We start from the raw sequence: 20,210 nt of genomic DNA on the forward strand, positions 1-20,210 counted from the left end.
ACAACAAGAGGAGCCAAACTTCAACCGAAACGGCTAAACTTTGGCTCCTAAAAGCACAACCAATAAAATTGAAATTAAGGATCGTAAGGGAGACGACCGCTAAACTTCAATTTTGCAGGTTCGGGGTTAGAACCGATGTTGCGCGGCACGCTATTCACGGCTACGCGACCTTCGTTCACCTTCTCAGGGAAAACACCATCTGCGGGATGCAAATACTGAATTTCGCCGTTGGGGAAGACACGGTAGATCTTGTAGTTGGTGATCTTAAACTTCGTGCGAAGTTGTCCACCGAGTGCAAGACAGTGTTCCTTGCGAGCTAAATACAGCAAGTTGTCACCTTGACGCATTTTGGCTGCACCACACATGGGCATTTCAAAGACTTGCTCTTTGGGGCTGCTCCATGTGATGGCATATTTCTCTTCTACTAAGGCTTTGGTAAGCAGTCCGCCTGTGCTGCCTCCGAACAAAGGTGCTTGTCCAGTAAGAGTTTCTGACATAGGTCTCGCTCTAAACGTTTTTGGCATCGTATCATCGGCTGTTTACAGGTTTAACGATTCCGTAACAGTTGTTAATAGGCGCTATTCCACGGTCTGTTCAGTCGGGTCGATTGATTAATTTTCTTAACAAAATAGGAAGTTTTTCTAGTGAATGGGCGTGTTGCTCAGCTTTAGATTCGGAGTTGGGTAAGCCGGAGAATAACCCGCCGATCAATCTCTCGATCGAGACGTTCTTTTCCGCTGTGCCGTTCTCTTTGTCTCGCCTGTAGCAACGATTGGAATCGTAAAGTGGAACTCACTGCCTAAATCTTTGCCGCTCGACTCTGCCCAAATCTTTCCGCCCCAATTCGTAATAATTTGGCGACAAATCGCAAGTCCAAGCCCTGTTCCGCCTGTCGTTCGACGGAGCGCGCCTTCCTCTTGGTAAAAGCGATCGAACACGGTTTCTAGGCGGTTTTCCTCGATTCCGCGTCCTGTATCGGAAATCATTACCTCCAGCATCGTGTCTCCGCTGCGCTGTGCTCGAATCGTCACTCTGCCAGTAGCGTCAGTGAATTTACAAGCATTATCCAGCAGTTTGGTTAAGACTTCGACGAGCCATTCGCCATCGACTTGTACCAGAGGCAATTCCGTTGAAAGCTGTGTGACAATTTGCGGCAAATTCGTAGTCATACGGCGAGTTTGCAGACTACTCAGCGCTAAATCGACGCATTCCCACAGAGGTAAGGGTTCAAATCGCCATTCGACTCGACCGCTTTCTAGGCGAGACAACGTGAGAAAATCCTGAATCAGCTTTCGCATCCGCTCTCCATCCACGAGAGCAGAATTCAGCATGACTTGCCGCAAGTCGGGGGACATGTCAGGTTCACTCGCTAGGCTTTCTAGACAGACTTGAATCGTTGAAAGTGGAGTCCGAAGCTCGTGTCCAGTAATCGCGATCAAATTGCTGCGCGTGCGATCGAGTGCCTCTAACTGCTGATTGAGATCTTCTAAATTCGCAAACGATTCGGCTTGAATCAGGGCAACCCCGATTTGAGTCGCGATCGCTTCTACCATTTCGACTTCATCGCGCTCTAAAACATGCGGTGTTGCACCCCAATAATGCAATTCCACCATGCCGAGCACTTGGTTTTGATGCAGAACCGGAACCATTAACCATGATCGAATATTCCAATCGAGCGTTAATGCCTGCAAGGTACGATCGCCATCCTTGATCATGGAGAATCGCGGATCGGTTTGCGTATCTTCAATAAAGACGGCTTCCTGGCGCTGAGCAACTTCTTCAAACAGAGGATTGCCTTGTAATGTCCAGACATGCCCTACTAAAGACGGCATGGATTCTGTGAGATATTCGTGACTTAAAGTGGCAGATAAATCAGTCGATTTGCACCGATAAATCAAACAGCGCTCTGCACCGAGAACTTTGCCGAGTTCTTCTGCCGCAACATTCAGAATTTCAGTTGGATTGAGCGATCGTCGAACTGCTGACGTGATCGAATTGACTAAGCGCTCTTTGCGTTCTTTTTCAGCGATCGAGCGATAGGCTTTCGCTAATTTGTACTGTCCTGCTTGTAAATAAGTCACTAAGCGATCGGCAAACGGAGCTGGATCGACTTGATTTAACTTAGAAACCATGCCTGTTGCCATCTGATCTAGCACAGGCGCAATCTTGGTTTGCAATTCAGGACGATATTGGAGAATGCGGTGCAGCAAAATCTCAGCGGCTTTGAGGACAATATCGCGATCGAATGTCCAAATGCCTTCAAATCGCCGCGATTGATCGACATGCAGCGGTGGAGCAGATTGATTCTCCGTCGTTAAATCCCGTTCTCGGCAAATCAAACACGATGCGTATTGTTCGCTCATGACGACTAAATGCCATTCTTGGCTGAGTCCATCCTCTGGCTCAAACGCGATCGTTTCATAATGCTCTGAGCGATTGGTGAAATCTGTCTCAGGAGCGGCAAGCACATAAACTTGATCCGTGCGGCTTGCAATTCTCAAATATCGATGCGCTTCTTGACGATAGAACCGTTCGCGCTGGAAACTCGCAATCACCAGTGGGCGATCGTGACCTGCTAAAACTTGGTCTTCCATGGCATGGGACAATGCCGTTAAGGAAGACTTGAAATAGATTTGAGGTCGCACCTGGGGAAGCGCATTCAGTAAGGCTTCCAGGACAGAATCAGTAAGAATCATCGATAATAATTAACCCGCCAACTGTGTAATTTTTTGTGCAATTTCCAGTTAGGTCGAGAAGCTGAGGTCGTTGAGGGTTCAGCCGACGACCCAGACCCATATAGGACTATATTCTCAGCCATTGTAAAGGTTGAGCGGGATCGATGACTGAATCATGTTTTGTTTCTTAACTCATGCTTGAATTAGTAAAACTACCGCATGGGATGCGATCGCTTGTTCGTTCCCGACTGCATCCATCTTTTCATTCGTGGTTGCTTTCACACCGACTTGATCAGGCGCGAGGTTTAAAGCATTGGCAAGACGCGATCGCATCGCTTCAATATGCGGCTTCAATTTCGGACGCTCTGCCACGATCACCGAATCAATGTTACTAATTTGCCAACCTTGATCTTGAATGAGTCGATGAACTTGTTCTAACAGCACAATGCTATCGGCTCCTGCCCATTTCGGATCAGTCGGCGGGAAATAATGACCAATATCTCCCAAGCTCAAAGCCCCTAGCATGGCATCCATAATGGCGTGAGTCAGCACATCTGCATCACTGTGACCGAGCAATCCGGTTTCATGTGCGATCTGGATGCCACCTAAGATTAAGTCTCGTCCGCTAACTAAGCGATGAATATCGTATCCGTTGCCAATGCGAAGCTTCATGAGAGTGTGAAATTAACGATCGATCACAATTTTTACAATATCGCAGTTTAGGCATTGGATTTGGGTTCCGATGATGCAGGTGCAAAAGTTACACCGTGCTGAACCTGAAAATCAAAACGCCCGAAGCATTGAGAATCTCAGGTGTTAGGCGACACACTCTGCTAATCGTCGATCGCTTCTCCCCCAACCACGACATCTCGAATTCTTAGACTCGGCCCGCCACATCCGACGGCTAATCCACTCTGTCCACCTTTGCCACAGCCTCCCGATTCATCCCAGAAGAAATCATCTCCGATCGCTTCAATGTCGGCTAGGGTCTTAAATGCATTACCTGAAAGCGTTACATCCCTTACGGGTTCAGCGACTTCCCCATTCCGAATCATCCAAGCTTCACCTGCGGTAAAGGTAAACATTTCGCCATTGGTCATGCCTCCGATCCAATTGCGGGCATAAACGCCTTCTTGAATATTCTGAAAGAGATCTTTGACGGGAGTCTTACCCCGCTCGATCCAGGTATTGGTCATTCTGACGATCGGGGGATAGTGATAGTTCAAGCAGCGTGCATTTCCTGTCGGCGCTTCTTCTAATTTTCCAGCGGTTTCCCTCGAATGCAGTCGTCCCACCAAAACGCCATCTTTGATCAGTTGCGTCGTAGTGGCTGGAACGCCTTCATCATCGTAGAAATAGCTGCCTCGATGTCCCTCGATCGCGGCTCCATCATAAATCTGCAATTCCGGCGATCCAAACCGTCGCCCTAGGCTCATCACTTCCAAAATGTCCGGATTCTCATATGCCATATCTGCTTCAGACAAATGCCCAAACGCCTCATGCACAAACAATCCAGACAGAATCGGATCAATGACAACGGTATACGCCCCACCTTTGACCGGGGGCAATGCGAGCGAGTTGACAGCGCGCTGCGCGGCTTCTTCAACTTGTCGATCGAGTCCCAGTAGATCCTCGTAAGCTTTCCGTGATCCAACCGTTTCGCGCCCTGTCTGCACAGTTTCGCCGTCACGGGCTGTCGCTGCAAATCGCATCTCCAGATCGACCCAAGACTGCTCGATCATGCTGCCGTCAGAAGTTGCCAAAATAATTTTCTGGGCGCTATCTCCATATCGCACCGAAATCGTCGCAATCCGAGGATCGACACTGCGAAGAATTTCTCCATAGTGCTGACAGAGCGATTTTTTCTGAGCAAGCGAAATTTGACGTGGATCGCTTCCTGTCAGGCGTAAAGCGCGATCGTCTTGAATCGGTGCAACAGGCGCCAAAATCGTTTCATCCATGCCGACTAATTTTGCGGCAGCGAGCGCATCTTCAACGCGCTCTTTCAAACTTGACAACTGATTAAAACTCGAAAACCCCCAACCGCCTTTATAGCAAGCGCGAACCTGTCCCCCGATTGAAATTCCTTCACTCAGCGTTTCGATCTTATGACCTCGCAATAAAATGTCGGTTCCTTCTGCCGCTTCGAGTCGAATTGCCAAATAATCGACCTGATGACGGTAGCGACTCATCAAATCAGAAATTAAGTTCTTAGCGTCAGATAATGCCGAATTCATAGGTGTTTTAGAAAATCACTAGATTAGTCGCAAATTCGATCGTCAAATTCCCCAAAATGATTCAGTCACTTCGTCGAGCGAGTTTCCCAACGAGAAAGCAGGTGACATAGCGGATTTAGGAGATGGCAGCCGCGAGTCATGAGGCTGCTAACCTATCAAATTCACTTCTTAATTGTGCGCCTAATCGCGCCACCCTGCAAAAAAGGAGCCACGGATTGTCGTCGGCTCCTTTTTTGTAGTATTCAATTTGTGAACGATTCAATCTTTCGAGTTGCGAAGGCGCATGAGACGGCGACGCATCTGAGGAGAAGCCGCCAGTTCAGAAATCTCCGTTGCCTTTACATCCACATCCAGAGGTTCTAAATATTCATCTGCTCCGCAGGAATAAGCATCTAAGAGAAACTCTAGAAGTTGCTCTGGGTTGCTCAAAGCGCCCTTCTCTTCAATCAGTCTAAACTTCAGTCGAACCTCACACTCGTAAACTCCAACCTCTGCTGGAGCTGTGACTTTACACTCTAAAGGATCGTAATTCATCTACGCAGGCAGTCCCAATGACGCGGTTAAGTTGGATAGGGTTTCAGAATTAGGCTGTTCGATTGGCAGATCGCCACGAAAAAGATGCAGATAAGTTGAGTGCTTCAAGAAATCACGCCGAAACAGCAATTAATCTAGAAGCAATCTGGTAGATGTTCCTTTAACTGCTTGAACTTAGCACTTTTAGGAAGTTAGTCAGATCAGCTATATCGCTGAATCAAATTCATCAATATCTCAGCTTCATTGAGAAGTGAACCTGATTTTCTCAGCCGTTCTCAAATCCTGCTTATGCTCAGTTATAGAGGAGTGATTTTGGAATTAGTACCGTAATAACACCAATCTTTCAGGCACTTTGAATTGGAGAGTCAGAAAGATTGAATGCAAAATTTTGATCGAGTCTGTCTTTGATTTTTTGATCTCAAATTTGTGTGATGCATTGATGAAGTTCTCCCTGATTCAGCAACCTGTAATTTCAATTTCTGAAGCTAGTAAATTCCCTTGTAGCCTGTATTACGATCCTTAAATCCTATACGTAAGGATTGCACAAATCTAAGCAATATCAGATTAGGTTGATTTCGATCTGATCTGAGTGGACTTCGCAAAACTAGAGCGAATCAGTTTTTAGAGAATGCGCCTTGAAACCCTCAATCTTGTTCTCTACGTATTTAACTAAATTTAATGTAATTAAAAATACATTGCCTGAAATTAAGCCTGGTTTTTTCTGAGTTGCCAAGTATCGATCGCACTTCAGTAGACGAGTTGTTTTAGACCATGAGTTTAAAGATTTTGTATAAGGCAAGATTCGGTTCTTAAATTCTGCTTTTTCGGTTCAGATCGCATTCTCCGAAATAGTATCTTTCTTGCTCAGATCCTTACATATTCAAGCATTCAAGCACATTGATTTTTGAACCAACGAAGGTTCAAAAACGATCATTCAGTACAACTACTGAAAACTCCGTATTCTCCACAGGCTAGGAGCGGAATATAGGCAGGGTAAAGTGAAAACAACTGCCTTGATTTGCGATCGAATCGACCCAAATCTGCCCGTAGTGCGCTCTGACAATCCTTTGGCATAAGGATAATCCAATGCCGTATCCGTCCTGAGCTTCATCGCGTTGCAGCCGATAATGATCCTCGAAGACGCGATCGCGATTTTCGGGTGGTACTCCAGGGCCTGTATCACAAATACTGACTTGCACTTTCTGAGCAGTGCGGTGCAAAATCGAAACCTGAATTTTGCCACCAGTCGGCGTGTACTTAATGGCGTTATCCAAAATATTGACTAACACCTGCCGAATTCGCTCTCCATCGGCATACACGATCGGCAGATCCGAAGGCATATCTGTTGCGATCTGCTGATTTTTAGACTGCATGCGATCGCCGAGTCCTGCTAAAACATCCTCACAAAGCGCTCTCAAATCAATTTTTTCAGGTTGAATATGCAACTCGGAACTTGTCCCTCTTGCCGCTTGCAGGATATCCGTGATCATGCGGTCGATCGTCCGGATTTGAGTGCGCCCATGCTTCAACAGGTTCGCAGTCATTTGCGGAGTGAGCCGAGAAGTTTGCCCGTCTGCTTGTTTGTACGCAATTTCTAAGGTTTCGATCGCAATTGAGGCGGCGGTCAACGGATTGCGCAAATCGTGCGCCAGCATGGAAATAATTTGATCCTTAAACTGAAGCTGCGCTTGGAGATTCTCGTTCTCGCGCTGCAACCGGAAAACTTCATCAGTAAGTTTAATTAATTCCGCAGAATAGCCGACAGAGGCAGAGGGTTCAGTAGAATCAGAAGGAAGAGTCTCTTCGATCGATTTTTGCCAGCGCGACCACCAATTTTTCAGCTGAACGATTAAATCACTTCCAGTTAAAGTCTGACGGGGTTCTGGATGAAGTTTGATTAGAGCAGGTGTAGCAATGAGGCGAAAATGTTCAGCGAGATAAGGCTGCTCACCGACATCGACAACTTCTAATTCAAATGGACATTCCGCGCTCCGGTCTTTGAGAAAACCGCGAATTTGTCTGATCTGTTCGCGGGACGCGGGTCGTTGATCGACGAACAGCAAAATTTGGAGTGTCACTTTGGGGTCAGTGGCTGGGTTAGAGTGTGCCTGCATCGTCATGAATGGGCTTCTCAGAACTGAAAGCGGGTCTGAAGACGAAGGTTAGAGTGCACGATCAAGGATATTAAATTAATCGAAACATCACGCAAAATGCGCGGAGCTTGCCCCCAATCCAATATCGATCGTACTCACTCTATATAGATAGATTACCGCATCACCTCCATTGTCGGGCGTTTCAGTTAGATTCTGCGTCAGTTCCCCTACAAACTGGTGATTCAATGTAAAGTAAAATTAATAAGCTGTCATAAACTTTCTAATAATTCTGGAAGCTCGTGCAAGAAGACTTTCGTTTAATCGTTGATCTCGTCTCAGTATTAGCGGCAGCAGCAGCGGGTGGATTATTCGCCGCACTATTGAAACAACCTGTGTTGCTGGGCTATTTGGCGGCAGGGGTGATTGTTGGTCCGACTGGCTTGGGGTTAATTAAAGAGATTATCCAGGTCGAAACGCTTGCCCAGTTTGGGGTGGCGTTTTTGCTATTTGCGCTAGGGGTCGAATTCTCATTTTCAGAACTGAAAAAAGTTAAAGTGATTAGTCTCGGGGGCGGGGGCTTGCAAATTGCGCTCACGATTCTAGTGACGACATTAGTTTCTTTGGCAATGGGATGGGTGACATCTCCCCCTCAAGGAGTCTTCCTGGGCGGGATTCTGTCGCTGTCTTCGACGGCGGTTGTACTTAAGTGTTTGATGGAGCGCAACGAGACCAGCACGCCTCATGGTCAAGTGATGCTCGGGATTCTGGTGGTTCAGGATTTAGCGTTGGGGTTGATGTTAGCGGTATTACCTGCGTTAGATCAGCCAGCGGAAGAAGTCGGTTTAGCGATCGGGTGGGCACTTCTCCAAACGGGTCTCTTTGCACTTGGAGCCGTTGCCGCTGGGATTTGGGTAATTCCACGACTTTTAAGATTACTGGCAAAAACTGAGAGCCGCGAATTATTTTTGCTGGGAGTGGTTGCGCTCTGTTTAGGTATTGCTTTATTAACTGAGCATTTGGGTCTGTCGATCGAAATGGGAGCCTTTGTTGCAGGCTTGATGATTTCAGATGCGGAATACGCAGATCAAACGCTGACTTATGTAGAACCCCTGCGCGATATTTTTGCGTCGTTGTTCTTTGCGTCGATCGGGATGTTGATTGATCCCGTCTTCCTCTGGAATAACTTGGAATTGATTCTCGGTTTAGTCACCCTTGTTTTCATTGGCAAATTCTTAATCGTTACGCCGCTGGTGCGAATTTTTCGATATCCCTTGAAAACCGCTTTGATTGCAGGGTTGGGACTGGCTCAAATTGGAGAGTTTTCATTTGTTTTGGCGAGTGAAGGACAGACATTAGGATTAGTTTCGCGTCGAGTTTACCTTCTCATTTTGGGAACGACGGCGGTGACTTTGGTTGTGACTCCATTTGTATTGAGACTCGTTCCAAAATTATTTGCTTGGGGCGAATCGATCCCCTGGTTGGCTAAATTCTTAGAACAATCTGATGAACCGTTAGCGATTTCTGAGGATCTGCCGATCAAAGATCATTTCATTGTTTGTGGATACGGTCGAATTGGACGAAATATTGTGCGATTGTTGCGCGATCGCAATCATCCGGTTCTGGTGATTGATCAATCCGAGTCTCAAATTCAAAAGGTTCGAGACGCTGGAATTCCCTATATTTACGGCAATGCTGCAAGTTCCTATGTTTTAGAAAAAGCAGGCGTTGCAGAGGCGAAAGGCATGGCGATCGCACTTCCTGATCCAATGAGTACAAGATTGTGCGTGAAGCGATCGCTGGAAATTTCCCCAGATTTAGATTTAGTGGTCAGAGCTAACAAAGACAAAGACATCGAATTGCTCTATCAGCTTGGAGCGCGCGAAGTCGTCCAGCCTGAATTTGAGACGAGTTTAGAGCTTTCGGCTCATTTGCTGGCGGGAATCGGCATCCCAAGTCCCGCAGTACAACGAGAAGTGCAGATGATTCGCAATTCTCATTATTTAGAGTTTCGCCCAGACCAAGCTTCTGAGGAAATCTCGCGAGACCTTAAAGCGGTCACAGGTGAAATGAATAGTCGTTGGTATGCGTTGCCAGAAGAGTCTCCATTACTAGGAATGTCGATCGAAGAAACAGATATTCGCCGTTTAACGGGTGTGTCTGTGATGGCGATTCGTCGTGCGGGCGGGTTGACGATCGATTATCCAGAGAGTTTGACGACATTGGAACAAGGCGATCGCTTATTGATCGTCGGTGAAACCGATGAAGTTGCTGCATTTGACCAACTGGCAAGAGGCGAAGCAGCAGTGCCTTCGACGAATTCTTCTTGCCAGTGGCTACAAGTGCCTTCAGAAAGCCCTTTGATCGGTAAAACGCTCTTAGAACTTGAACTTCAGCAGCGTTATAAAATCACAATTCAGACAATTCGACGCGATGGAAAATTGATTCGATTCCCCGAACCTGACGCAGAGATTCAGAATGGCGATCGCTTATTACTCTGCGGCGGATTCCATGCCCTGACTCAAGCTCAAGAAGCTCTCTCCCCAAAGACAGAAGTGCCTTTGATTACGACATCAATTGCTGAGGCAGAAAGCTAGGAAATATCTCTACAAAGTTAGAAAATTCGTTCCTGAATGTCTTTAAATCTTTCTCCAAATCGCGGAATTTCTCCACTGGGTAGCCTGGTATTCAAAAGTTCACACCTTCTCAAACGAGTATTTTTAACAATAGCCTCGCTCAAGTCTACGTCGATGAGAAGAGTTTGGTCAGCAGGAATTGGATATTCGGGTTCCCAAATGTGTTCCTCGAAGATAGTATTGGTCAGATCAGTATCTCTAAAGCTGGTCTGAATCAAAACGCTGCCTCTAAAAACAGAATTCTCCAAGCTAGCGCCACTAAAATTGCAGCTATCAAACCTGCCACCCTGAAAGTTAACGTTTTGAATCAGAGCATTTCTTAAATCGGCGTTGAAGAAAGAAGATTCATAAAGTTCAGCACCGCTCAAGTTAGCATTACTGAGGTTAGCGCCCGTAAAGGCAACTTCAACCAGGCAACTTTCTGTCAAGTTAGCATTACTGAGATTAGCTTCAGCAAATAAAACCTCCTGCATCTGCACTCCAGATAGATCAATCCCCATCAAATTCAATCTGGAGAAATCTAATCGTCCACCTCCGGAGTCATAAAGATCCAACAATTCCTCACGGGTCATTTGTGCAGCCTCTAACTATAGATCTGGTAAAGCCGGTATGGGAAAATTCGTAAACAGTCGCACGTCAAAGCCACTGGATGATAAAGAATTGACCAGTCGATTGTCTAGCGTCAGGAATGGCGCACTAACAAGGCGTGACAGCGCTACATAGGAACCGTCATAAGCGCTAATTCCATAATTCAAGCCAATTTCAACTGCTTCTTCCATCAAGTTTTGAGTTGAAGCCACCTGTAACCGCAACGCCTTTAAACTAGCGAGATCGGCTTTGACTTGAGTAGCGGTGTACAAATTTGCTCGAACATATTTCCAGAGAACATTCGCGCATTCAATGTAAAACAGATCAGAAATAAAAAACTCTGTCAACGGATTGCTCAGATGATCAAATAATTGATTGACTTTTGGAGTCAGTGGATCGGCAATAAACTGCTTGATACAAACATTCGTATCTATGACGCATCGTAGCGAAACCGTCATCTATTTCGATCCTCTTGAATCAAAACGGTGCTATCCGGCAGCCCAAAATCACTTGGATTGACTCTAGGGCGACTCCGAATTTCTTGCAGAATCTCTGACATTGATTTAGCGTAATGCGCCCGATCTTTCTCCGTTTCATTTGTCTGACATGCTTGCTCAAGTAAGTGAATTACAGCCTCATTGAGCGTGACATTATTCTCAGCAGCCAAATCCTGAATCTGGCTGTACAACTCATCGGGTAAGTTCTCGATTTGAAAAGTCGCCATTGCAGTGTCAGAGTAGCTTAGTGATTGAATTGTAGCTTTGCATCAGTAGTGATTGCAAAACAAAACCCGCCAGAAGCGGGTCAAAAAACAAAATTTGAAATCGTTTTTCTACATCTTTGGCTTCACAAAGACGATCGACTGTCGCCAGACGATCGTGGGCTGGTCGTAGTGATCCATGATGCAGATACAATGAGGGTCTTGCCAGCGAACCTTTCCCGTGAGTAAATCTCCGGTAGAAAGTTTCATCTCAACTTCTTTTTCTTCACGAATAATCGTCTGAATCTGACGAGTACTTGGCAATCCGGTATCTAGTTCAATACTCATTGGGGAAAAGTCCTCGATCGAAATCGTTCTAATTTACTAGAGTGCCTCAATTCACCACATCCTATACAGTCTTGCACTATGGCGATCGAATTTACAAAGTATCACGGGCTTGGAAACGACTTTATTTTGATTGACAATCGGGCTTCGACAGAACCAAAACTAACGCCGGATCAAGCGATCGCATGGTGCGATCGACATTTTGGCATCGGAGCAGATGGAGTCATTTTTGCACTTCCCGGTCAAGATGGCACAGACTATACGATGCGGATCTTCAACTCAGATGGCTCTGAGCCAGAGATGTGTGGCAATGGCATTCGCTGTATGGCAAGATTCCTCGCCGACTTAGAAACGGCTGAGACTGGAAAATTTCAAGAAAAATATCGCATTCAAACTTTGGCAGGTATAATAACGCCCAAGTTTGAATCCAATGGTCAAATTACCGTAGATATGGGTGAACCCCGTCTCTTGGCAAGTGAAATTCCAACCACCTTAACGGGTGAGAAGGTAATTGATCAGCCGTTGGAAGTCGCAGGAAAATCCTGGAATGTGACTTGTGTGAGTATGGGAAACCCACATTGCATCACATTCGTTGATGACGTTGCTGCGATCGAACTAGAGAAAATTGGCCCGCTGTTTGAACACCATCCAGTGTTTCCACAACGCACCAATACGGAGTTCATTGAAGTCGTCCGATCGGACTACCTAAAAATGCGAGTTTGGGAGAGAGGAGCCGGAATCACGCTGGCGTGTGGCACGGGGGCTTGTGCGTCCTTGGTCGCAGGTGTTCTCAATGAGAAATGTGATCGACGCGCAACGATTGAATTACCGGGTGGATGTCTCGACATTGAATGGGCAGCCGATGGTCGAATTTATATGACCGGAGATGCAGAAAAAGTGTTTTCAGGTAGTCGAAGTTAGAAAGACAGAGGATGGAGAGAAATGGAACCCGCTTTTGTTCCTGATCTCTCCATCTCCCTAATCGTTATCCCAACACTCCTGAGCCATCAAATCGCCAATTCGGTCACGCAGCAAGAAGTCGAACCGCTCTAACTCAGTTTCAAAACGTACCCATTCACGCGCCGGAATGTGCTTGCAAAGGGTGTAAATGGGCTGGTGGCGGCTCACAACACCTCGATCGATAAGTTGACGTACCTCGTCTTGAATCATGCAAAGCGAGTACTGTGCTGTCTGAAGCATGGGTCTACCTTCCTGAGAAATCTGGGATCGAAGATTGAAATCTATTTGGGGGACAAACCAAGTAGCAAAAGTTCGGAACATCAATCCTCAATACAATCAGCCATTACTCTCCTCAAAACGGCTGAAATCTGTAGTGAGATATACTGAATTCTCTCTATTTTCTAACTCATTTTGGGGTCAAAAGTTTACGAAGTGTCTCTAAAGTTATGAGATTCTGACATTGTTTAGCCATGTTACCCCTACAAAATTCAGCTCAAAGGCTGTGCTGAACGCGGGTCTGACGGATTGTGTTGCAGATAACTGTTTTTGGCTTAGATTCCCTTCATGGATTGAGACAATGCTTTACGTTTCGCAAGTCTAATTGCGAACTCGATCGCGGCTTTCATACTGGTGGCATCTGCAATGCCTTTGCCTGCGATGTCAAAGGCAGTCCCGTGATCCGGTGATGTCCGAATAAATGGCAGTCCGATCGAGGTGTTGACAGCACGATCAAATGCCATCAGTTTCACCGGGATCAACCCCTGGTCATGATAGAGCGCTAGATATCCATCGTGAGCGTTGACCTGTCCCAACCCAAACCAAGCCTGACCCGGTTTCACCCACATCGTATCTGGTGGCGATAACCCGTCGAGTTGCGCCTGTGGGAAGCGATCCCGCATCGCTTCAAGCCAATCGGATATCCAGTCGATTTCCTCGCGTCCTAGTTGCCCCTGCTCGCCGCTGTGGGGATTTAACCCGGCGATCGCAATTCGCGGCTGAGTGATCCCAAACGAATCTTGCAGCGATTCAATCAACAAGTCCAATTTGAGCGTTAAAACTTCTGGGGTTAATTTCTCCGGTACTTGGGATAAAGGAATGTGCGTGGTTGCCAACAGAGCGCGAAGTTCCCAGTCGGTATGTGGCGATCGCGCAACAAACATCATGCCGAATCGATTCACACCCGCTTTTTCTGCTAAAAGTTCTGTCTGTCCTGGATAAATGTGTCCTGCGGCTTTCCAGGCGGATTTTGCAATCGGAGCGGTCACGATCACATCAAACTCGCCGCTTAAAGTGCGGTCGATCGCCGTTTCCAAATATCGAAATCCGGCTTCACCACTGGCTGCATTTCCGGTTCCAAGTGTGATTGAACCGGGAGTTTCGATGTGAAGCAGGTTGAGATTCTCAGGATTCGCGGCGCTGTCTAAGCGATCGTACGTTTCGAGGAGAATATTGCGATTTCCAGCGATCGTAATTTCGGCTTGTTGTGAAATGGCTGGATCGGCTAAAGCTTTGAGGATGACCTCTGTACCGATTCCGGCAGGGTCGCCCATGGAAATAACTAAACGTGGCATTGGGTTCTAAGGCGTGACTGAACTGCTTTACAATACTTAGAGATGACCCACCTAATTGCTGTTTAAGAGGAGAATTCAAACAATGGCTGGCGAAATTTTTAACACTGCATTTTTAGCGTCCACCCTAATCTTAGTTGGGTTGTCGCTCGGTTTCTTACTCCTCAAACTCCAAGGTGGAGAAGAATAGAAATCAAACGCGAGAGTGGGGGAAATCCTTCACTCTTCTTCGTCTAAATGTTCAGCAACCTCGCGATAAAGATTGAGAACGTGATGATCTTTGAGCGAGTAAAAAACATTCCGCCCTTGTTTGCGATAGCCCACTAAGCGCATCGATCGCAGCGCTCGGAGTTGATGCGATACCGCCGATTCCGACATTTTGACGGCTGCTGCCAAATCACACACGCATAATTCCTGAACTGCCAGTGCCGAGAGAATTCTAAGGCGGTTTGCATCGCCTAGCAAACTGAAAAACTCCGCCATGCGCTGAGACTTCTCTACACTCAGTAAGTCCCGGTGGAGAAAGCGAATATTATTTAAATTCACAGGATGCTGAACCGCACATTGCTCAGTTTCAGCCGGATTAGGGTTTGCCATATTCAGTTACAAGGTTGAGCGATCGCTTTATTTAGCGTAGCGTACGGAGTCAGGTTACATCCCTTAATCCAGGTTACGATGAGGGATGTTCGACTGGGGATCTGGAATTCGTTCTTGCTTTGCGCGACTCAACGCCAAGATTTCTGATAGAATTTATCGAAAAGTTAACAATTTGTCACATAACTCCTCATGAGCGTATTGATAGTAGGTGCGACTGGCACTTTAGGAAGGCAGATCACTCGGCGCGCCCTAGATGAGGGATACAAAGTTCGCTGTTTGGTACGTAGCCCCCGCAAAGCTGCTTTTCTAAAAGAATGGGGAGCCGAACTCGTGACCGGAAATCTCTGTTATCCAGAGACGCTTCCGGCAGCGCTAGAGGGTGTGACAGCGATTATTGATGCTGCAACTGCACGAGCAACCGATTCGCTCAGTATCAAAGAAGTCGATTGGACAGGCAAGGTCAATCTGATTCAAGCCGCGAAGAAAGCGGGAATTGAGCGATATATCTTCTTTTCGATTCTGGATGCAGAGAAATTTCCCAAGGTTCCTCTGATGGAAATTAAGACTTGCCTTGAGAAATTCTTAGCAGAATCGGGATTAAGCTACACAATTCTTCGCCCTTGCGGATTCTTACAAGGCTTAATCGGACAATATGCCATCCCGATTTTAGAAGGGCAAAGCGTATGGGTGATGGGGAATACTGCCCCCACGGCTTATATGGACACGATCGATATTGCAAAATTCGCGGTTCAAGCCTTAAAAGTCCCAGAATCAATTGGCAAAACCCTTCCGGTTGTCGGTTCAAAAGCCTGGAGCGCGGACGAAATTATTAAAGTTTGTGAGCGGCTGTCCGGCAAACAGGCAAAAGTGACTAAAACGCCGATCGCAGTTGTGCGGATCTCGCGGCGGATTGCTCAATTCTTTCAGTGGACTTGGAATATTGCCGATCGCTTAGCGTTTACGGAAGTCGTGGCAACAGGCAGACCGTTAACGGCTTCAATGGATGAAACGTACGAAGTTTTGGGATTAGATCCTCAAGAAATGACGACGCTAGAATCCTATCTACAAGAGTATTTCAGCCGCATTTTGAAGAAGCTGAAGGAAGTCGAATACGCCCAAGAGCAAGCCAAGAAAAAGAAAGAGCGTACAAAAAAAGCGTATCCCCGCTTTTAGAATTAGAATTCATCACCATTTCACAGGGTTTTGCGCGTGCCGAAAGCTGGCATTATCTACAACGATGACAAGCCGATCGCTTGTCAAGTTGCGACCGATCTCGAAGCGAAGCTGACTTCGCTAGGCTGGGATGTGGCATTGGCAACGGGTGCAGGCGGAATCCTCGGATATGCTTCACCTGAAAGTCCAATTTGTCACACCCCGATCGATCGCTTGGTTCCGCCTGGGTTCGATTCTGAAATGAAATTCGCGATCGTCTTAGGTGGCGATGGCACAGTTTTGTCTGCATTTCGTCAGGTTGCACCCTGCAACATTCCACTGTTGGCGGTCAACACGGGGCACTTGGGATTTTTGACCGAGATTTTATTGAATCAATTGCCAGCCGCGCTCGACGCGCTGCTCTCTGAAGACTACGAAATCGAAGAGCGCACCATGCTGCATGTGCAAATCATTCGAGAGGAGGCCATGCTTTGGGAAGCCCTATGTCTGAATGAGATGGTGCTGCATCGTGAACCTTTGACCAGCATGTGCCATTTTGAGATCAGCGTCGGGCGACACAATCGCGTCGATATTGGTGCAGATGGAATTATTGTGTCCACGCCAACTGGCTCAACGGCGTATGCTTTATCGGCAGGTGGGCCTGTGATTGTTCCCGGTATTCCCGTGATGATTCTGGTTCCGATCTGCCCACATTCTTTAGCTTCGCGATCGCTCGTATTTCCCAATCGCGATCCGGTCACGATTTATCCTGCAATTCCGCATCGCCTCGTTCTGACCGCCGATGGCAACGCCGGATCATACGTGTTGCCAGACGATCATGTCTGTGTGAAAAAGGCCCCATATCCTGCAAGATTTGTCCGTTTACGTCCGCCTGAATTCTTCAGTGTCTTACGAGAAAAACTTGGCTGGGGCGTAGCGCATGTTGCCAAACCGACTTAGAGTCTGAGGACGTTATTTAATTATTTAATTGGGGCACTTTTCCCAAAATTGCCGTCTATGGTTAGAATAGGCTGAATTTCCATGCGAGGCTCTGCGGAATGAGTATTGCCGATGTGACTCCGTGCGTTTTGATTGTCGAAACTGATGCAGCACTAGCAAATCATGTGAGTTTGGATTTGCAAGAATCGGGCTATGAAACGATCGTGGCTCATGATGCGCATATGGGATTAAGACAAGCGATCGAGAAACATCCCGCGCTGATCGTTGTCGATCGTTTACTCGATGGCGATTCTGGACTCTCGTTTTGTCACAATCTCCGAACCAGTGGTACTCGAATCCCAGTCTTGCTCTTGATGGCACGCGATGCCGTTGAAGATCGCGTCGCGTGTATCGAAGCCGGAGCCGACGATTATTTTCTCAAGCCTTACCGGAGTGAGGAATTTCTCAAACTGGTGAAACTTTATCTCAAGCCTGATATTCCGAGTACTGAGCAACTGAAGTTTGGCGACTTGGTTCTAGATTTAGCGACTCGTCAGGCGTTGCGAAATGGTCGAGCGATCGACTTAACGATGAAAGAGTATGAATTGCTCAAATACTTGATGGAGCATCCGCGCGAAGTTCTGACCCGTGAGCAAATTTTAGAGAACGTTTGGGGCTATGACTTTGTTGGCGAATCCAATGTCATCGAAGTCTACATTCGGTATTTGCGGCTCAAGATTGAAGACGAGGGTGAAAAGCGCCTCATTCAAACCGTTCGTGGAGTCGGCTACGTTTTACGAGAGTCATGAAAAATCGATTTTTTGCCTGGTTAAGTTTGCTTGTGTTGCTGGCAAGCTGTTCCACCACAACACAAGCAAAACCCTCACCCACTGAATTGCCGCGCAGCAGTTCGCCCGCTGCGCCTCTGGGGCAAGTCTTGCCGCTCTCCGCATTTTTTCAAGTTGCAGATCAAACCATTCAACTCGAAGTTGCCCGAACCCCCGCAGAACAAGCGATGGGGTTGATGTATCGCACCAGTTTGGCAGACGATCGCGGCATGCTTTTTCCCTTCAAGCCAGCTCGCCCCGCCCAATTCTGGATGAAGAATACGCTCATTCCTTTAGATATGCTGTTCGTGCGAGATGGCACAATTCGATTTATCTCTGAAAATGTTCCGCCTTGTAAAGCTGATCCCTGTCCAACTTATGGATCACCGACAATCGATATTGATCAAGTGATCGAGCTACGAGCAGGACGAGCCGCTGAATTGGGGCTAAAAGTGGGCGATCGCATTTTTATTAAATCGCTTAAAAAATAGCAATGCTTGTCACAATCTCTTAAACTACTAAGGCTAATTCTTAACTCTTCTGGAAGAAACGAAAGGGTTCGAGGATGTGGTATTCACTCATCTCGTTAACATTTGTTGTAAACCTTGTTTATAAATGAATGAACATAACGATCTGTGTGACGGCAGGCAACCTAACTTCAGATAGAGACACTTTCCGCTATCTCGATTTACGCTAGAAGCCTGTTCTTGTGGCAGCTTGAGCTTGCGCTATTTAGCTTGAATCTGTGAAACTTTTACGCAGCTTCTATCTAATAACAGTAAGAAAACCTTAAGATCTGCTGATTCCAACTCAGAATTGCCTTGATACTCGGACTGACAAACTTAATGGAAACGATATGTTCAGTATTTCTCAACTGTACTGACCGCTTCGTACACTGGCTACTCTCATAGGTCAAGCTAGCTTGGCTTTTCCATAATTAGATTCACTTGACCCTGTGTAAAACCCGTCTACTCCAGAGGTATTTGTCTGATGTTGACTGCAACCCATTCCAAGTTCATCCGGTTTTTACAAGAAGAACTGTCGCTATCTACTTCTTCGATCGCGCTGGCATTGCGCTACCGTGAACAAAATCCAGGACCTCTGCCGATGATTCTCTGGCAGTATGGTCTCGTTACGATCGAACAGCTCGACCGAATCTACAACTGGCTAGACTCATCCGAAAGGTAGGTTTCTCAGGTTGTGGCGTGAAAAGACTCTTATTTTTAGACCAGACAGGTAAATCCGGAGGTGCAGAACTGTGCCTACTTGATATTGCAAGAGCGTATCGAGATTCTTGCTTGGTTGGGTTGTTTGAAGATGGTGACTTCCGAGAACGGCTTGAGCAAGAGCAGATTCCGGTTCAAGTTTTAGCGAAAAAGTCGATTGCTGTACGTAAATCAAGCGGCGCGATCGCAGGTTTCCTGGGTTTGGGACAATTAATTCCTTTAGCAATGCGTGTTGCTACCCTCGGTCGTAGCTATGATGCAATCTATGCGAATACGCAAAAAGCTTTAGTTGTTGGTGCGATCGCGAGTGCCTTGTCAAACCGACCTTTGGTGTATCACCTGCACGATATTCTTTCTCCTGAGCATTTCAGTAAAACGAATCGACGCTTGGCAATTCTGATGGCAAATCGCGCCAAGCTGGTGATTGCAAATTCTCAAGCGAGTAGAACTGCATTCATCGAAGCAGGTGGAAATCCCGATCTAGTTGAAGTTGTTTACAACGGATTCGCGCTGGAGCCTTATCAGACTGATGTGCGATCGCCAATTGGATTAGAAGAATTAGAAGGGCGCTTCGTCGTTGGGCACTTCAGCCGCTTATCACCCTGGAAAGGGCAACATGTATTACTCGAAGCGTTGCAGTACTGTGACGAAAGCGTGAGCGCAATTTTTGTCGGTGATGCATTGTTTGGCGAACAAGATTACGTTCAACAATTACAAAATCAGGTGCAGCAATTTCAACTGCACGATCGCGTCAAATTTCTCGGGTTTCGCAATGACGTGACGGCACTAATGAAATCTTGTGATGTGATCGCGCATACCTCGATCGCAGCAGAACCCTTTGGACGAGTGATTGTTGAAGCTATGCTTTGTGGCATACCGACGATCGCAGCTAAAGCAGGGGCAGCCACAGAACTGATTGATCCCGGAGCCACAGGATGGTTCACTTCTCCAGGCGATGCGAAAGAATTAGCACGTGTGATCGAGCACTGTCGCCAAAACTCGACTGAAGCCGCTCGAATCGCGGCAAAGGCTCAACATCAAGCCAGCCAGAAATTCCGCCTGACAGAAACGAACGCTCAAATTCAGCAGCATCTCCAAGCTCGGTTGTAGTTCGTTTTCCATCACTGTAATTTCAA

At 46.8% G+C, this 20,210-nt stretch carries 22 protein-coding genes; 9 read left to right on the top strand and 13 right to left on the bottom strand.

All coding sequences use genetic code 11. The annotated features are described in order from the left end of the window. Positions 1–74: 74 nt before the first annotated feature. The 6 genes from psaD to LEPBO_RS0113315 form a co-directional block, all read right to left on the bottom strand. Positions 75–497, bottom strand: coding sequence for a photosystem I reaction center subunit II PsaD (gene psaD, locus LEPBO_RS0113290; protein ID WP_017288063.1), 423 nt, complete (start codon positions 495–497; stop codon positions 75–77). Positions 498–707: 210 nt separating this feature from the next. Continuing rightward, complete coding sequence (locus tag LEPBO_RS0113295; protein ID WP_017288064.1) at positions 708–2,696, bottom strand: DICT sensory domain-containing protein; 1,989 nt, start codon at positions 2,694–2,696, stop codon at positions 708–710. A 171-nt stretch (positions 2,697–2,867) separates the two neighbouring features. After that, positions 2,868–3,347 carry a 2-C-methyl-D-erythritol 2,4-cyclodiphosphate synthase gene (gene ispF / locus LEPBO_RS0113300; RefSeq protein ID WP_017288065.1) on the bottom strand — a complete coding sequence of 160 codons (480 nt, stop codon included), beginning with the start codon at positions 3,345–3,347 and terminating at the stop codon, positions 2,868–2,870. 161 nt (positions 3,348–3,508) lie between these two features. Next, positions 3,509–4,912, bottom strand: a complete 1,404-nt coding sequence (locus LEPBO_RS0113305; protein WP_017288066.1) for a TldD/PmbA family protein — start codon at positions 4,910–4,912, stop codon at positions 3,509–3,511. A gap of 258 nt (positions 4,913–5,170) precedes the next feature. After that, the gene (locus LEPBO_RS0113310) at positions 5,171–5,446 is read right to left on the bottom strand and encodes an Npun_R1517 family heterocyst differentiation transcriptional regulator (RefSeq protein ID WP_017288067.1); all 276 of its coding nucleotides are present in this window, start codon (positions 5,444–5,446) and stop codon (positions 5,171–5,173) included. A 971-nt stretch (positions 5,447–6,417) separates the two neighbouring features. After that, on the bottom strand, positions 6,418–7,566 hold the full coding sequence (locus LEPBO_RS0113315; protein WP_017288068.1) for a histidine kinase: 1,149 nt from the start codon (positions 7,564–7,566) through the stop codon (positions 6,418–6,420). Positions 7,567–7,838: 272 nt separating this feature from the next. Between LEPBO_RS0113315 and LEPBO_RS0113320 the strand changes: the two genes are divergently transcribed. Then, positions 7,839–10,133: a cation:proton antiporter domain-containing protein gene (locus LEPBO_RS0113320; RefSeq protein WP_017288069.1), complete on the top strand. Its 2,295-nt coding sequence runs from the start codon at positions 7,839–7,841 to the stop codon at positions 10,131–10,133. A 17-nt stretch (positions 10,134–10,150) separates the two neighbouring features. Here LEPBO_RS0113320 and LEPBO_RS0113325 read toward each other — a convergent pair whose 3' ends face one another. The 4 genes from LEPBO_RS0113325 to LEPBO_RS0113340 form a co-directional block, all read right to left on the bottom strand. Continuing rightward, complete coding sequence (locus tag LEPBO_RS0113325; RefSeq protein WP_026148620.1) at positions 10,151–10,744, bottom strand: pentapeptide repeat-containing protein; 594 nt, start codon at positions 10,742–10,744, stop codon at positions 10,151–10,153. A 15-nt stretch (positions 10,745–10,759) separates the two neighbouring features. After that, positions 10,760–11,218 carry a type II toxin-antitoxin system VapC family toxin gene (locus LEPBO_RS0113330; RefSeq protein WP_017288071.1) on the bottom strand — a complete coding sequence of 153 codons (459 nt, stop codon included), beginning with the start codon at positions 11,216–11,218 and terminating at the stop codon, positions 10,760–10,762. Next, a complete protein-coding gene (locus tag LEPBO_RS0113335; RefSeq protein WP_017288072.1) occupies positions 11,215–11,484 on the bottom strand; it encodes a hypothetical protein in 270 nt (89 codons plus the stop codon). The genes LEPBO_RS0113330 and LEPBO_RS0113335 overlap by 4 nt, the downstream gene beginning before the upstream one ends. 108 nt (positions 11,485–11,592) lie before the next feature. Beyond that, complete coding sequence (locus LEPBO_RS0113340; RefSeq protein ID WP_017288073.1) at positions 11,593–11,808, bottom strand: Hfq-related RNA-binding protein; 216 nt, start codon at positions 11,806–11,808, stop codon at positions 11,593–11,595. Between the two features lie 78 nt (positions 11,809–11,886). Between LEPBO_RS0113340 and dapF the strand changes: the two genes are divergently transcribed. After that, positions 11,887–12,726: a diaminopimelate epimerase gene (gene dapF, locus LEPBO_RS0113345; protein ID WP_017288074.1), complete on the top strand. Its 840-nt coding sequence runs from the start codon at positions 11,887–11,889 to the stop codon at positions 12,724–12,726. Between the two features lie 57 nt (positions 12,727–12,783). Here dapF and LEPBO_RS0113350 read toward each other — a convergent pair whose 3' ends face one another. After that, entirely contained in the window at positions 12,784–13,005 is a 222-nt protein-coding gene (locus LEPBO_RS0113350; protein WP_026148621.1) for a DUF4327 family protein, read from the bottom strand. Positions 13,006–13,316: 311 nt separating this feature from the next. After that, a complete protein-coding gene (gene pdxA / locus LEPBO_RS0113355; protein WP_051077796.1) occupies positions 13,317–14,336 on the bottom strand; it encodes a 4-hydroxythreonine-4-phosphate dehydrogenase PdxA in 1,020 nt (339 codons plus the stop codon). A gap of 82 nt (positions 14,337–14,418) precedes the next feature. On the opposite strand from pdxA, the gene petM reads away from it, so the two are divergent. Beyond that, on the top strand, positions 14,419–14,523 hold the full coding sequence (gene petM / locus LEPBO_RS0113360; protein WP_017288077.1) for a cytochrome b6-f complex subunit PetM: 105 nt from the start codon (positions 14,419–14,421) through the stop codon (positions 14,521–14,523). A 29-nt stretch (positions 14,524–14,552) separates the two neighbouring features. On the opposite strand, the gene LEPBO_RS0113365 is transcribed toward petM, so the two are convergent. After that, entirely contained in the window at positions 14,553–14,930 is a 378-nt protein-coding gene (locus tag LEPBO_RS0113365) for an ArsR/SmtB family transcription factor (RefSeq protein WP_017288078.1), read from the bottom strand. 189 nt (positions 14,931–15,119) lie between these two features. Here LEPBO_RS0113365 and LEPBO_RS0113370 point away from each other — a divergent pair, with 189 nt between their 5' ends. The 6 genes from LEPBO_RS0113370 (at position 15,120) to LEPBO_RS0113395 (ending at position 20,184) form a co-directional block, all read left to right on the top strand. Further along, positions 15,120–16,103: an SDR family oxidoreductase gene (locus LEPBO_RS0113370; RefSeq protein WP_017288079.1), complete on the top strand. Its 984-nt coding sequence runs from the start codon at positions 15,120–15,122 to the stop codon at positions 16,101–16,103. A gap of 36 nt (positions 16,104–16,139) precedes the next feature. Continuing rightward, entirely contained in the window at positions 16,140–17,042 is a 903-nt protein-coding gene (locus LEPBO_RS0113375) for an NAD(+) kinase (RefSeq protein ID WP_017288080.1), read from the top strand. 98 nt (positions 17,043–17,140) lie between these two features. Next, positions 17,141–17,830 (top strand): response regulator transcription factor NblR, encoded by a 690-nt coding sequence (nblR, locus tag LEPBO_RS0113380; protein ID WP_017288081.1) that lies wholly within the window; start codon positions 17,141–17,143, stop codon positions 17,828–17,830. Beyond that, on the top strand, positions 17,827–18,339 hold the full coding sequence (locus LEPBO_RS0113385) for a DUF192 domain-containing protein (protein ID WP_017288082.1): 513 nt from the start codon (positions 17,827–17,829) through the stop codon (positions 18,337–18,339). The genes nblR and LEPBO_RS0113385 overlap by 4 nt, the downstream gene beginning before the upstream one ends. A gap of 499 nt (positions 18,340–18,838) precedes the next feature. Next, positions 18,839–19,036: a DUF2949 domain-containing protein gene (locus LEPBO_RS0113390; RefSeq protein ID WP_017288083.1), complete on the top strand. Its 198-nt coding sequence runs from the start codon at positions 18,839–18,841 to the stop codon at positions 19,034–19,036. 17 nt (positions 19,037–19,053) lie between these two features. Beyond that, a complete protein-coding gene (locus LEPBO_RS0113395) occupies positions 19,054–20,184 on the top strand; it encodes a glycosyltransferase (protein WP_017288084.1) in 1,131 nt (376 codons plus the stop codon). The last annotated feature ends 26 nt before the right edge of the window (positions 20,185–20,210 follow it).

Source organism: Leptolyngbya boryana PCC 6306 (assembly GCF_000353285.1).
Classification (GTDB): domain Bacteria; phylum Cyanobacteriota; class Cyanobacteriia; order Leptolyngbyales; family Leptolyngbyaceae; genus Leptolyngbya; species Leptolyngbya boryana.